General features: G+C 45.3%; 12 protein-coding genes. 9 read left to right on the top strand and 3 right to left on the bottom strand.

Going from position 1 to position 14,641, the window contains the following annotated elements; all coding sequences use genetic code 11:
- Positions 1 to 25 precede the first annotated feature (25 nt).
- The 7 genes from MSBRW_RS03090 (at position 26) to MSBRW_RS03055 (ending at position 7,807) form a co-directional block, all read left to right on the top strand.
- A complete protein-coding gene (locus tag MSBRW_RS03090; protein ID WP_011305457.1) occupies positions 26 to 2,209 on the top strand; it encodes an amylo-alpha-1,6-glucosidase in 2,184 nt (727 codons plus the stop codon).
- The gene (locus MSBRW_RS03085; RefSeq protein WP_011305458.1) at positions 2,190 to 2,531 is read left to right on the top strand and encodes a glutaredoxin family protein; all 342 of its coding nucleotides are present in this window, start codon (positions 2,190 to 2,192) and stop codon (positions 2,529 to 2,531) included. The genes MSBRW_RS03090 and MSBRW_RS03085 overlap by 20 nt, the downstream gene beginning before the upstream one ends.
- Positions 2,532 to 2,566: 35 nt before the next feature.
- The gene (locus MSBRW_RS03080; RefSeq protein ID WP_011305459.1) at positions 2,567 to 3,661 is read left to right on the top strand and encodes an alkene reductase; all 1,095 of its coding nucleotides are present in this window, start codon (positions 2,567 to 2,569) and stop codon (positions 3,659 to 3,661) included.
- 182 nt (positions 3,662 to 3,843) lie between these two features.
- Entirely contained in the window at positions 3,844 to 4,068 is a 225-nt protein-coding gene (locus MSBRW_RS03075) for a hypothetical protein (RefSeq protein WP_011305460.1), read from the top strand.
- 54 nt (positions 4,069 to 4,122) lie between these two features.
- The gene (locus MSBRW_RS24140; RefSeq protein WP_080565413.1) at positions 4,123 to 4,311 is read left to right on the top strand and encodes a malic enzyme-like NAD(P)-binding protein; all 189 of its coding nucleotides are present in this window, start codon (positions 4,123 to 4,125) and stop codon (positions 4,309 to 4,311) included.
- A 197-nt stretch (positions 4,312 to 4,508) separates the two neighbouring features.
- Positions 4,509 to 6,005, top strand: a complete 1,497-nt coding sequence (gene fumC, locus MSBRW_RS03065) for a class II fumarate hydratase (protein ID WP_011305461.1) — start codon at positions 4,509 to 4,511, stop codon at positions 6,003 to 6,005.
- A gap of 1,595 nt (positions 6,006 to 7,600) precedes the next feature.
- The gene (locus MSBRW_RS03055) at positions 7,601 to 7,807 is read left to right on the top strand and encodes a hypothetical protein (protein ID WP_048102438.1); all 207 of its coding nucleotides are present in this window, start codon (positions 7,601 to 7,603) and stop codon (positions 7,805 to 7,807) included.
- A 221-nt stretch (positions 7,808 to 8,028) separates the two neighbouring features.
- Here MSBRW_RS03055 and MSBRW_RS03050 read toward each other — a convergent pair whose 3' ends face one another.
- A complete protein-coding gene (locus tag MSBRW_RS03050) occupies positions 8,029 to 8,769 on the bottom strand; it encodes a class I SAM-dependent methyltransferase (RefSeq protein WP_011305462.1) in 741 nt (246 codons plus the stop codon).
- A 311-nt stretch (positions 8,770 to 9,080) separates the two neighbouring features.
- A complete protein-coding gene (locus tag MSBRW_RS03045; protein WP_011305463.1) occupies positions 9,081 to 9,989 on the bottom strand; it encodes a class I SAM-dependent methyltransferase in 909 nt (302 codons plus the stop codon).
- A gap of 551 nt (positions 9,990 to 10,540) precedes the next feature.
- On the opposite strand from MSBRW_RS03045, the gene MSBRW_RS23770 reads away from it, so the two are divergent.
- Entirely contained in the window at positions 10,541 to 10,678 is a 138-nt protein-coding gene (locus MSBRW_RS23770; protein ID WP_268990307.1) for an oxidoreductase, read from the top strand.
- A gap of 286 nt (positions 10,679 to 10,964) precedes the next feature.
- The gene (locus tag MSBRW_RS03040) at positions 10,965 to 12,716 is read left to right on the top strand and encodes an acetolactate synthase large subunit (protein ID WP_011305464.1); all 1,752 of its coding nucleotides are present in this window, start codon (positions 10,965 to 10,967) and stop codon (positions 12,714 to 12,716) included.
- A 514-nt stretch (positions 12,717 to 13,230) separates the two neighbouring features.
- Here the strand turns inward: MSBRW_RS03040 and acsC are convergent.
- Entirely contained in the window at positions 13,231 to 14,640 is a 1,410-nt protein-coding gene (acsC, locus tag MSBRW_RS03030; protein WP_011305238.1) for an acetyl-CoA decarbonylase/synthase complex subunit gamma, read from the bottom strand.
- Position 14,641: the final 1 nt, after the last annotated feature.

Below are 14,641 nucleotides of genomic sequence, written 5' to 3'. Positions count from 1 at the left end.
AGATACTGGACTATGAGGAATTTGCATGCTCGAGCCTTCCGAACGAGGGGAAATCCGCGAAGCATGGGACATATACAAGAAACATACCCTGGCCAGCAACATTACCAACGATATGGTCATACGGGACAACGAGCTAACGCTCGTAACGCAGCAAGATGGAGAAATACCGATTACAGAAAATTACGGGTATGGCCTCTATTACCATGATTGCAGGTACCTGAGCGGTTTTCTCATAAGACTCATGGACACGCCTCCGACGCGGGTTCTATCCAGCGACGAAAGAGGTTTCAAATCTACACTTATGGTTACCAACCCGAACCTAAAAGATTGCACAGGCACCACCGTTCCCAAAGAAACGCTCCTCGGAACCCTGGCCACGGTCATACCTGGATGCGTACGGCATACCCATACTATCCGGAACTTCAACAATTTCCCCGTGACCTTGAACCTGACTTTTGAATTCGACGCAGATTTCGCAGACATGTTCACCATCATGGGCATCGCCCCTCCGACATCTGGAGAAGTGTTGCCTGCCAGGTTCGATGGTAAAAACCTTTACTTATCCTACGAAGGAGAGGACAAGAATCGGCGCAACACGATTATTGCATTTGATCCATCGCCCACGAGAATAGAAGGAAAAACATGCACCTTCGAGCTGACGATAGGCCCCCATGGGTCACAGACAGTTAACGTGGAAATCTCTGTCGAGGAGGTAAAGCCTGGTAAGAAACCAGAGCAGCCAGTGAAAAATCCCGATGATCGAATGAACCAGATCATGAAATCCTACATCACGGCTCTTGATTGCTGCGAGAAAATACCGACAAACAACAACATTTTCAACAATATCATGGTGCGCTCGCTTGCCGACCTGAACATGATGCGCATGAGCCTCAACGGAGACATGTTCCATTCGGCTGGGGTGCCCTGGTACGACACGCTGTTTGGGAGGGACAGCATTATCTCAGCGCTCCAGCTATTGCCATTCGAGGAGAAGCTGGCAAAAAGCACGCTGATAGTGAACGCAAAATTCCAAAGCGACAGATCAGATGACTGGAGGGATCAGGAGCCCGGTAAAATGCTTCATGAACTAAGGCTAGGTGAGCTGGCTAACCTGAACCTGATTCCGCAAACTCCGTACTACGGCACTGTAGACTCCACACCCTTATTTCTGATCCTCCTGACCGAATACGTGAACTGGACAGGAGACATCGAATTGGTCAAGAAGCTGGAAGGCAACGTGGACCGAGCCCTGAAATGGATCGACGTCTATGCCAATATGGAAAGAAATGGCTTTGCCTACTATGCGGTGAAATCCCCAATGGGCATTTACAACCAGGGCTGGAAAGACTCGCCCGACTCAATCAGCCGCTCCGATGGTTCACTTGCGAAACAACCAGTTGCTGTGGCTGAAGTACAGGGGTACGTTTACATGGCGAAAATATGCCTTGCACCATTGTTCAGGCAGCTTGGCCGGGAAAACGACGCAGCCAGGTTGGAAAAGGAAGCAAAGGAACTGAAAGAGAGGTTTAACCGGCAGTTCTGGATGAAAGATAGGCAGTTTTTCGCCCAGGCACTTGACGCAGAAGGCTTGTGCGACGTGATATCGTCAAACCCAGCGCAGTGCCTGTGGACAGGAATCATTGATCAAAAATATGTAAAGTACCTGGTAAACAGGATCTTCAGAGAAGACATGTTCACCGAATGGGGCATTCGCACGCTATCCTCGAAAGAGAAACGGTATAATCCTCTAGGGTACCACAACGGCACGGTCTGGCCTCATGAAAACGCGATAATTGCCATGGGATTAAGAAAGTATGGGTTCATCAATGAGATGTCTTTATTGTTCACGGGCATGTATGAAGCGGCAAAGGCATTCGAAGGCTACCGTTTACCTGAGTGCTTCGGAGGGCTGACGCGCTCAGATTACGGCGTCCCAGTGAAATACCCGGTAGCCTGTAGTCCACAGGCATGGGCGTCTGGGACCATGCCGTTTATGCTCACCTCCAGCCTGGGCATAGCTCCCGACGCTCTGAATAACCGGCTGATCATCAAGAAGCCCCACCTACCTTCATGGCTGGACAACGTGCAGTTTAACCACGTGAAAGTCGGCAACACGCTTACCGATCTGAATTTCAAGCTCGTCGAAGAAGAGACGCTGGTCAACGTATCCAAGAAGGGAGGGGATATCAATGTGCTCATCGAGTACTAAGCTTCAGGGAACTAAACGGAAAAAGTTGAAGGAAACAGAATCAACAATAGAATTAGGAGAGCGTGTGGCAAAAGTATCAATGTACACCATAAGCAACTGCCCGGTTTGCAGAAAAACAAAGGAATTTTTTCGGGCCAGAGGCATACCATTCGATTTCATTGATTACGATCTCGCCAGTGAGAGCGAACAAAACAAGATAGCAGCTGAAATGATGGAGGGCACTGGCAATATCGGCTTCCCGTTTGTCAGGATAGGAGAAGTAGTTGTCATTGGGTTCAATCCAGAGAGATTTAAGCAGCTTTTGAAATCAGAGGAGCTCTAACCGGCAACCAGCCAGACTTAAAGGAGACAATCATCATGGCAGAAGATACAGACTTATTTTCACAGTATAGGATGGGTGATCTCACGCTGCCAAACCGCATAGTGATGGCACCAATGACCCGCAACCGCGCAGGGGATGACGACATTCCTGTCCCACTGACAGTTACTTATTATGTGCAGCGAGCCTCGGCAGGTATAATTATCACCGAAGGTTCACAGGTTAGCCCGCAGGGAGTAGGCTACATGCATACACCAGGAATATACTCTGCAGCACAGGTCGCCGGCTGGAAAAAGGTAACGGATGCAGTCCATCGGGAAGGAGGCAGGATTTTCATCCAGCTCTGGCACGTAGGAAGGGTTTCTCACCCCGACTTACTGGGAGGCGCTCTGCCAGTCGCACCATCCGCACTACCTGTCGAAGGCTTTACCCACGCATCAGGTGGAAAAAAGCCGATTCCTGTGCCCAGGGCCCTGAAGACCGAAGAAGTGCCGGACATCGTCAGGCAATTCCGGCAGGCTGCTGAGAACGCAAAAACCGCAGGTTTCGATGGTGTAGAAATCCATGGAGCTAACACATACCTGCTGGACCAATTTCTGAGGAGCGGGTCCAATAAGCGAACCGATAAATACGGCGGCAGCCTTGAGAATCGGACCCGTCTGCCGCTTGAGGTCACGAAAGCCGTTATCGAGGTATGGGGTGGCGACCGTGTCGGCTATCGCATCTCTCCGCACAATAACGCGCATTCTATGTCGGATGAAAACCCCCTGGAGACTTTTTCCTATTTTGCCAGAGAGCTGAACAAAACGGGCCTGGGATACCTTCATTTAATCGAGCCCATAGGAGGCCGGATGGGGTTCGCTCCACCCGAGGCACGGCTTGGGCCCATCCTGCGCAGGATTTTCGAAAGGACTTTCATACTGAACGGCGGCTATGGCCTCCACAGCGGGAACGAAGCTATTGCCAACGGCGAAGCCGACCTAATTGCTTTCGGAGTACCATTCCTGGCCAATCCTGACCTTCCAGAGCGCTTTAGGCAGAATGCTCCGCTGAATGAGCCGGACGAGTCCACCTTCTACGTGGGAGGCGCGAAAGGCTACACGGACTATCCGGCCCTAGTAGTCCATAGATGATGTGGCTCAAAGCGTGGTACTGTATAGATACTGTGTAGTTTGCGGGGCTGACCTTCGGACTAGCTTCAGAGTTTACTGAAAATTTATCGTAGGCCCCACGCAGACTACATCAGACTACATAGTACTCTACTAGTAAAAAATCTGTAAACCAAGCCTGTGGTGAAGTATCAATTTTTGAGCATATGAGGTGCTCAGAGGAAGGAACAATAATGGGCAAAGCAACTTCAGGACAGGAGGGGGGCCTGCAAGGTAAGGTGGCTGTTGTCACAGATGCTGCCCGCGAGGAAGAGAATGCAATCGGCATCGACATCTGTGCGTCGGTTTACCCGCGTTCCGGTGTCAAGCCTTCGAACCCAGAAGACTTGAAAGAGACAGGCAGACTTGTCAATGATGCCTGCGGCCGGTAAGCTGGAGATGATCCTCGACCAGCACGACCTGCCGGCCCTGCAGGTGGCAGAGCTATTTATGTAGCCGGTGTTCAATTCCCTCCAGTTCATTATAACGGTGACATTTTTCTGCCCGGGCAAGCGAACAAATTTTACATATATCCGGCGGTTGGCCTCACGGTCTACGTCACGCGAGCAAAGCGCATCACTAACGAGATATTCACCGAGGCCGCGAAGGTGACAGCCAGACCAGGTGACCGATGAACAGCTCAAGAAAGGTCTGCTATTCCCACCTCAAAGCAAAATTTTGGAGACTGAAGTACGCACCATCTTACAAATTGCCACTTTAATTTTCAATTGGGATCTGGCGAAAGTAGATCAGCCAGAGGACATCAACGCCTGGCTCCGAGAGATACTCTACAAACCCCAACACAGTTAAGTCATCTATAGGAGGGCAGAATTTGCCGATTGACGTGGATACACAACGAAAAAATGCCGAACAAGTGCCTTCAATCCTCGACCTGCCTGTCGGCACTGGAGCTACTGGCAAGCGAAAAGAAAGCGATTCTTTAGGGGAAGTTGAGGTTCCAGCCGACCATTACTGGGGGGCTCAGACCCAGAGGTCTCTGATTCACTTCTCCATCGGTGACGACTACATGCCAAAGGAGGTCTATTACGCTTATGGGTATGTGAAAAAGGCATCTGCTCTGGTCAACGAAGCCGCCGGAATAATACCGCCGTGGAAAGCTGAATTGATAGCAAGAGTTGCAGATGAAGTTATTGCAGGTAAACTCGACAGCGAATTCCCGCTCTATGTCTGGCAGACTGGCTCAGGCACTCAGTCGAATATGAACGTGAATGAAGTCATCAGCAATCGCGCCATCCAGCTCGTGGGTGGAAGCCTCGGCAGCAAGTACCCTGTCCATCCTAATGACGATGTTAATATGAGTCAGTCGTCTAACGACACCTTTCCCACGGCCATGCACATTGCAACTGTGCTCGAATTCAGCAACCGCCTCATTCCCGCAGCTACCGCTCTTGAAGAGTCAATATGGGCTAAAGCACGGGAATGGGTGGATATCATCAAGATCGGTCGAACACATCTTCAGGACGCAACACCACTTACAGTGGGTCAGGAGTGGTCTGGCTATGCCACACAACTCAATGACGCGCTGGCGTTTGTTAAACAATCTCTCCAGGGATTATATCGGTTGGCCATCGGAGGCACTGCGGTAGGAACTGGCATCAATACCCCACCAGACTTCGGTGAAAAGGTTGCAGGTGAGATTTCCAGGCTCACAGGTCATCCATTCGTTACAGCTCCAAATAAATTCGCAGCTCAGGGCTCCCTTGATGCAATGGTAAACTCAAGCGCAGCCTTGCGTGCATTAGCAGTAGCACTGATGAAGATCGCAAATGACCTGCGATGGCTTGGTTCGGGACCGAGGTCGGGGATCCACGAGCTTATCCTCCCCAGTAACGAGCCTGGCAGCGCGATCATGCCTGGGAAAGTCAATCCGACTCAGGAGGAAGCCATGCTAATGGTTTGCATCCAGGTAATTGGTGAAGACAATGCCGTCGCATTTGCCGGGTTACAGGGAAACTTCGAGCTTAACGCAATGTGCCCGATAATCATAAATAATGTCTTACATTCTGCACGTATTCTCGGTGATGCTTGCGTAAAGTTCTGTGAGTACGGAATCAAGGAAATCATGCTCGACCGGAGTCGTATAGACAAATTTGTGGACGACTCCCTCATGTTAGTGACAGCACTTAGCCCTGTTATAGGCTACGACAAGGCTTCCGCAATTACCCAGCGAGCACTGGACGAGAATACTACACTGAGGGAAGCTGCAGTGAAAGGAGGTTTCATCAGCGCGAAGGATTTTGACAGAATTGTGGATCCAAAGAAGATGGTAGGGAATCCGCGACACGACCTGAAGCTGGCTTCAGAGTAGAAGTAACTTTACCGATATTCTTTTTTTATTTATTTAGACATTAGGCACTGTAAGGTCTTCGAGGAATGGGTATATTTATGGGTTGATATAGCTTGAATCTGCACTAGCTTGAAAAAAATTATCCTTCTCCAAAGACTTCACAGAACCCTGATTTCTGTCCCGGAGCATGGTGGTATTCGTAGCATCTGTATCCAAAATCATCCGTGACCTCCAAGAAGTTTCGAAGGAGAAAATACATTCACGCTGTCCGAAGACTAAGTAGTTTGCGGGGCTGACATTCGGACTGGCTTTAGAGCTTACTGAAAAATTCATCCCAGCCCCTCAGACTACATAGAGCCTTGTTTAGAAATAAGAAATAGTGAAAGAACTAGACCAATTTACAGACCAATTTACCGAAAAGAAAAGTAACAATTGTTTTTACATAATTCTGAGTAAAAGATTTGTATTTTTTCCCTATTATTAGGTAAAAATGTTCCCAAAGTTGAGGTTAAAACAGCAAAAATGCAGAATTTTTACTAAGAGCCTATCCGAAAATATTGCGATCTACATAACTTTAAAATTGTAATACGCATAGCCGGAACAGGTACTCGATATATAGACTACGATAACTTTGTAATTTCGGCTTTGCCATTACCTACTGTGGGAGTTAGAATCAGTCATGACACTTCTCGGACAGGCTCTTAGTTGCAAATGGAACATACACAAAAGAGGAACAGCCAACGAAACTGAATGAACCTGCTATTTCCGAAATTGAGGCTACCTATGGCCATCATTTCATCAAGTAACCTGCTTCGTAAGCTTCTCAGATACTCCGGCGAGGCGAAGAATCTTACCTCCGTACTGTTGGTTTACTCCGTAGCCCTGGAGGATTTGCTCCGAAGCTGATCGATTATGCAATCTAACACATTCCTTAGTTTGTTTCATCAGGGATTTAAAAGGCAGGAAGCACCTGCTAGCTAGATATAAGGGACGACATCATAGCTGCATAGAAAATTAAGAAAACAAGGAAGTAGTTATTGAAGTAAACTTTCTATTTCAAAGAATCCTGCTGATCTTCATGCTTTTGGAAGGGAAATGATAGATATTTGTAATCACTTACTTAAAAAATATATTAAAAGTGAAGGGTTTTTAAGGTTGCCTTGAAAAAGTTAGAAAAGGAGGCTTGAAGCCGAATAATCTTTTAAAGTGAGATTGTTAGGCTTAGAAGTTAAGAAGGAAGGAAGCTTTACAAAATCAATAAAACTATGGGTTCTGTCAAGTTGTCGGTTAATAGTGAGATAACGTCGTTGATGTAATGCCATGATTTAGGTATCAACCGACGACTTGAAAGAACCGTTTTCACAATTATGTTTGGTCTAAGAACTTTCTCATGAAATGACAAGCACGGGAATTTAAAGCTACATCTACCATACACACCTCTCTTTTCCTAAATGCTTCTGTTAAAACTAGCTTTGATCGAAAACGTTGATTATAGTTTCTTACAAAGCTTATCTTTATTAAAATTCAAAGATAAATCGCAAAGATATTTTAATCATTAAAAAAATGAGTTATTACAGGTCAATACTTCTGTTTTATCAAATACCGGTTGTGATCGAATGTTCGGAAAAAAGCAAAAATTTCCAACTTTAATTCTTGAATTTAACACCGCAGAGAAACTTATAGAATTTATGGCTCAATGTTCTAAGTATAATATAATTTCAGAGGATATAAACTGGGGTGTTGATAATGTTTCAACGATAAACAAAGACGAATTTTTTAGTAGGTTGAAACAGAGAGTTATAGAATTGAAAGGAGAGGAATAATCTTGAAGAAGGTCTACAAAGTGCTTTGATAGATAAGCCAAGATCAGGTCAACCTAAAAAATATAATGGAAGGCATGCTGCAGAAATGTTAGTACAATATAAATAACTATAGCTGATCTATAGCTGATTGCATATCCATGCACATTCTTCCTTCAACACTTGTCTAATCCAAATTATGATAACTTTGCATTAGACCCAGGCTTTCACATAACGGTATTGTGTTATTTCTTTCGTGCTCTAGTTACTAAAAAGTTGGGTTTATGTAAGTCTTTTGCAGAAGAAGGATCTCTTTCGATTATTTCCTTTGTAGGAACGGGTTCCAGCATTTTTTCGATAATGAAGCCAGCATCAATTAAGGCGTTGACAATATCCGAAAAAGTCCTATGGTATTTCGTTATCCCGTCCACTATCCACGATACAGTTCGCTCTCCACTGGTCGCATAATCGGTCAATACATAGTGAGCGATCCTTCCATCTACATTTTTAAACCATCTCGCACCGTTTTTTGGTGCTGTTGTAAGCGGATGTTCCTGAGAAAAAACAAAAATGCCATTATCTTTCAACAATGAGTTCACATTACAAACCAATTTATTAAAATCATTAATATAATGCACTGCCAAAGAGCTTACAACTACGTCAAACTTCTCATTAATGCAGAAGATATCTTCCATACACATATTCTCATAAAAAATATTATCTCCACTGTTATCATTATTGGCGATAGCAAGCATTTTTGAAGAAACATCTATACCGACTACCTTATTAGCACCCATTTTGGAAAACATGTTGCAATTTTCCCCATAACCGCAACCTAAATCCAGTACTTTTTTCCCTGTCAATTCTGGTAGAAGACTAAAAATAGCTGGTTTTTCTTCCAATATATTTGCGCTGTTAGGATTTTCGCGAAGCTTTTTATAGCCCTGAAAAAAAACTTCATTATCAAATATATTTTGTGGTTGCATACTTTCCCTCCAAAAACATATTATTCCCGTGCAAAGGATAGCACGGCTTTTGCACTACATGGCATAGAACATTTTCGCACTCCCAACGCCTTTCGGCCCGAAGTCGATGCTTGGGCCTTACATATATCTCTTATGTTAGACCCGAGCGAGTAGGGTCCTGCGGTCTTGGGCTGGGGGATGTGCCGACATCTTCAGCCTTTCCTTAAATCCGGCCCCCACTGAACCAGCTTATCCACGCCTTGCGGAAGTGCGTGTTCTCTGATGTGCGGAAGGCTCTATATTCAGAGCAGCTACGGACGACTACCCTAAAATTATTCCTTTGTTCCATATGAAATTATCATCGTTGGATATGAAATTATCATCGTTGGCGCAAATATAGTGTTATATTCAAGCCCTTTTTCTCTAAAGCACCTGCTTATGTAGTTCTCTGACTCTACCTGTTCTTGCGCTTCTTCAATAGTCAGTCCTCTATTTACTAAACCTTTTACAGCGTTGTCTAAATTGTTACAAACGCTGCCAAATCCTTCATTACACAGTAAATTATATAGTAACTCCCTATCTTCAAGGCACAGATCAGGATTTAGGTATCTCACGCAATCGCTAATCCGGCTACTTACATTTTTTAATCCTAACTCCCTCATATAAACAGGTAGCTTAATCCCAATATTACCATCTTTACCAGTTCTATTTTTATCCATTCTATAAAGTTTTTGAAGTAATCCTAAGTTTATGGACTTAAACTCTTCCAGCTCATCAATATAGAAATTAGCCATACATGAGTTCCAATGGGGTTCAATGCAAATAATTTTCCCATTATTTTTTACACAATTAATCATTTTTAATAGTACTTCCTTAGGGTTAGGTAAATGCAACAGTAACGCTTGGCAAATAGCAACATCATATTTCATTTCCCATAACTGAACCTGCTCTACATCACTTACAATAAACTCAGTATCATAAGGTAACTTTGAAAATATTTCTTTTGCTTCTTCAATTAATTTCTCTCCCTTATCAATTCCAATGTATGTTGACCCTTTTGGAAGTAGCGGTAAAAACTTTAAACCCAAATAACCTAAACCGCAACCAAAATCAATGATTTTGATTGGATTAGTAAAGCCCCATACTTTGTAAATCAGAAATTCTAGATAGTCATCATTAAAATATAAGAACCTACTTGTTTTTAAATAATCAAGTTTTGTATCCCAATAATACTCACTCATTATTTATAGCCTCCTAGATATCATTTGCACCCATGGACGGGAGCGCCTTTCTGCCGAATTTCAGAGAACATTTTCTCACTTCCGACATCTTCCGACCTCAAGACGACGATAATCAGGCTTTAAATAACTCAACCGCAAACATTCCAACCATTAGCCTACCCTTAAATCTCGTCTCAACCATTCTTCGATGGTCTCAACCATTCTTCGATGAGAAGTATAACAATTTCAAACCTAAACTTATCCCCATCTATGACTTTCAGACCTTCTTAAATAATAGTAAAATGTTTTTTCTGAAGGTATAGCCATAAATTTTTTAGCAGGAAAGATATACAGCGTATAAAAGTACCCGACACTCGATGTCTGCTGTTGATTCAATAGATATCAATTAGTCTTATGCCGTATAACCTTATTTTGAAGGTGAGGACATTTTTTACAAAGTTAAGTTTTGATCTTGTTTTTGTCCTGAAAAGCACTTTTACCCATCATTTTTACATAGGTTTTACCTTAAGTGTGTAGATAAATATTTTTAACAGTTTACAGGATATGCAAAGATTTATTTTCCAAACAGCAGGGACGAAGCCATTGCCAACGGCGAGGCTGACCTGATCGCCTTTGGAGTGTCATTTCTGGCCAATCCTGACCTTCCAGAGCGTTTCAGGCAAAATGCACCGCTGAACGAGACGAACTAGTTCATCTTCTACGTGGGAGGCGCGAAAGACTACACGGACTATCCTACTTTGATCCATGGATGATGTGACTCAGAATCTTTGTACATATATTTTAAATATATAATTAATTATATAGAAACCCGAGTATATTATGGTGAGCATATAAATGGGGTGTGAAATGAAAAGCAACAAGGATCATAAGAAAAACTACCAATCGAGATGCACTCATTACAGCCGGAGGATACAGTGCACCCGCTCACATCACGAAGCGGATAACGTAGTTAGAAAGAGTATAGGAGGATAAGCGATGGAAATTCTTAGACATCAACATGAAGCCGAGACCGCCCACAGAGGCGCCAGCTCGGAGGACAAGAGTCAGAACACAAAGGAGAAGATCATGCCAGAAGACATCACTCTCACCACAGCTCAGCTCATTGTCCAGTGCCTCGAGAACGAGGGCGTAGAGTATATTTTTGGGCTACCCGGCGAGGAAAACATCAGGTTCGTCGACGCCGTGAAGGACTCAACTATTCGCTTCATAGTGGTGCGTCATGAGCAGGGCGCGTCTTTCATGGCCGATATCTATGGCCGCGTCACGGGCAAAGCGGGGGTGTGTATATCCACGCTGGGACCGGGTGCAATCAATCTGCTTCTGGGAACCGCCGATGCCTTCACAGACAGCACTCCCTTAGTGGCAATCAGCGCCCAAGTCGGCCTCAACCGCATCTATAAGGAAACACATCAGGTTGTAGATCTGCTAAGCATGTTCAAACCGATTACTAAATGGGCTGGAATGATTGTCGGTTCCGCTGCCATACCCGAAATGGTGCGAGAAGCGTTCGAGAAAGCAAAAACTGAGCGGCCAGGCGCCGTTTATCTGTGCGTTCCTGAGGATGTAGAGGCAATTTCGGGCCTCACCGGCTTGCGTCCTCTTTCTCAGTCCTACGAAGCAGACAGTATGCCAGGCCCCTCACAGATTGCGTACGCTTCGCACGTCCTGCAAGCGGCGACCAAACCAATTATCCTCGCAGGCCACGGCGCAGTGCGAGACCACGCTGGGGACGCACTTGTCCGATTCTCCGAACGCCTTCGGATTCCGGTCGCAACTACGTTTATGGGCAAGGGTATTTTCCCTGATAACCATCCTAACTCCCTGGGTACCATGGGTTTCATGAAACACGACTACGTGAACTTCGGATTTGATGAAGCGGACGTGATAGTTTGCGTCGGCTACGACCTCCAGGAGTTCGATCCCGTCCGCATGAACCCAAATGCCGACAAGAAAATTCTGCATCTGCATCGATATCCGGCTGAGATCGACACTCACTATCCTGTCACCGTCAGCGTTGAGGGGAACATCTCAGATGCGCTTGATAAACTGGCCGCAATAGTAACTCCGAAAGAAGGTTTGGATGCCGCTGACCGGAAAATCAGGAACCTGCTCAAGGAAGAGCTCGAGGATGGGGCACATGCCGATGCATATCCCGTCAAACCGCAGCGACTTGTATCCGATATCCGTGCAGCTATGGGGGATTCGGACATCGCGCTGGTTGATACCGGCTCCCTGAAAATGTGGATGGCCCGTCTCTATCCGACGAATCAGCCGAATACTTGCGTGATCTCGAATGGTTTATCAACGATGGCATTTGCTGTGCCCGGTGCAATCGGCGCGAAGCTAGCTTATCCTGACCGGAAAGTGCTCGCCGTGACAGGTGATGGCAGTTTTCTGATGAATTCCCAGGAGTTGGAGACTGCGATACGTGAGCATATTCCGTTCGTCGTACTTATTTGGGTTGACGGTGCCTATGGCCTGATCAAATGGAAGATGGACTTGGAACTGGGTCATCATTCCTTTGTCGATTTCGGTAACCCGGACTTTGTCAAGTACGCTGAGAGCTTTGGGGCTAAGGGCTATTTCATTGAGGCGGCGGCTGACCTCTTACCAACGCTCAAGAAAGCACTTGCCGAAGACGTGGTCTCAGTGGTTGTCTGTCCGGTCGACTATTCCGAGAATATTAAGCTCACCAACAAGTTGGGTCAACTGATGCAGCCTATTTAATTTCAATCCCGGAACGTGTGTAATGTTCACAGAATCTCGTTTCCAAAAATCCTCTGAGACCTCCAAGAAGTTTCGAAGGAGAACATACAGTTATGCTTTCCGAGGTACTAAGTAGTTTGCAGGATCTAGCCTTCTGACGGGCTTCAGAAATTACTGAAAATTTATCCCAGTTCCAATAGACTACACCGAACCGCATATAGGAGAGTTTATTTAGACGAAACTTTTATGCTCCGTTTTCTCCACTTTTTTGATTTAACGGGAAATGGCATCAGCTCATCGACGTCTAACGTAAACTCGGGGCAGCAATGAAAATTACATATATCCAAATTGAAAATGGAAGTTTCACAAAGAAACATTAGAACAGAAACTGCATAAGATTTCTTGCTATTAATTCTATCCGGAAAGTCAACAATAAGTCAACAATAAGTCAACAATTACGTTTTGTAAAAGTTCCAATAAATGTTATTCCGTGTCTTTATGACACGGAATATTAATATTCAACTTTATTTTCTGATTATTTCTTTGGAGGCCAGTTCTTCTCCATAAAGCCAGGCAGCCTTCCGGAGTCCATTGGGCCCACAAGAATATTTGCGCCCAGTTTGTCCTCAAGGTCGCCCTGTAGACGTGCAGCCAGACCAGGAATGATTACACTGTTATGGGTAACATCCTTCTTAAGGTCAAAGCCTGATTTATCAAAGGCATCCTTTACTTTGTCAGCAGTCAGCTGCCCACCGGCAACAGAGGCTTCCACACCAATACCATCGGTGTCAACTGCAAGCAGATAGCAGTCGATGTCGTTTGAGGAAAGGTCGCTCTCTACTGTATAGTAAGTCAGAGCGAAGTTTGTGGTGAAGAGCACAGGTGAGTCCGCTGTTGGGTTTCCTACCTTGTACATCTTTGAGTCCACAGCTACAGGAGTCCTTGGGTCAGTGTAGATTGTCTCGGCCAGGTGGACTTCAGGCAGCGTGGCATATGGCTCCATACTGTGGAGAATCATAATGTCACCGTACCTGATAGTAAATACGGCAGCCATTGCAGTTTCCCAGTATGAGGCGCTGACAGGGTCGGAAATTCCAGCCATCCAGGCAGTAAACGGCAGAGCCATGATCGGATATGCGATCTCGGTATCTCCCATAATACCTGCTCTCCTGATCTTCAGGAAGTTGGTAAAGGATTCCTTCATGCTTTTACCAGTTGGATAAGTTCCGGGGTCAAGGACAATGTCCTTAATACCTGCCTCTGCAAAGGTTTTTGCAAGAGTCTTAAGGCCATCAAGGTCATTTATAGCTGAAACAACGACAGGCACATTGTATTCAAGGGCTAGTTCGCCTACTTCCTTCCAATTGTCCTTGTTTGCAGCGTAGAGCAGTGGGTTTGCATCCTTTGCGGCTTCAAGTCCTGCTTTAAGAACTGCAGGGTTAAAGGAACAGAAGATCATTGGCATGCCAACTTCTGCAACTTTCTTAACAGCGGCTGCGAACTTTGCAGGATCGTTTGATACGGACCTGATTGCCACACCGTCAAGGAGCAGGTTGCGACCGACATAGAACTTACGGAAGTTAGCAATATTCTTTACTCTTTCAACAAGGGCAGCTTCTTCCATTGTGTCAGTAACATCGAAGAACATCTTCGTTTTGTTGAAGAAGGTCAATTTGTGACGGTAAAGAACATCGTCACCACCGATCTTGACTGCTCTGTCACCCACTCCGATTTCAATTTCACGAATCTCAGGTGCAAGGAGCCTGTCAAGTTCTGCAAGCTTCTTTGCAAACTTCTTCTCTTTCATCAAAGGTGAGCAGTCTGCTGTCTTTCCGGACCTGTCTATCAGCTTGGAAGCAAATGCCATACAGGTTGCTTCACCACATTCTCCACAGTTGGTCTGCGGGAGGTATTTGTAAGCTTCTAATGGGCTGTTTATCTTCATG

This window comes from Methanosarcina barkeri str. Wiesmoor (assembly GCF_000969985.1).
Lineage (GTDB): Archaea > Halobacteriota > Methanosarcinia > Methanosarcinales > Methanosarcinaceae > Methanosarcina > Methanosarcina barkeri_B.
The sequence above is the reverse complement of the archived record's forward strand: the minus strand, read 5'-3'. Positions and strand labels throughout refer to the sequence as shown.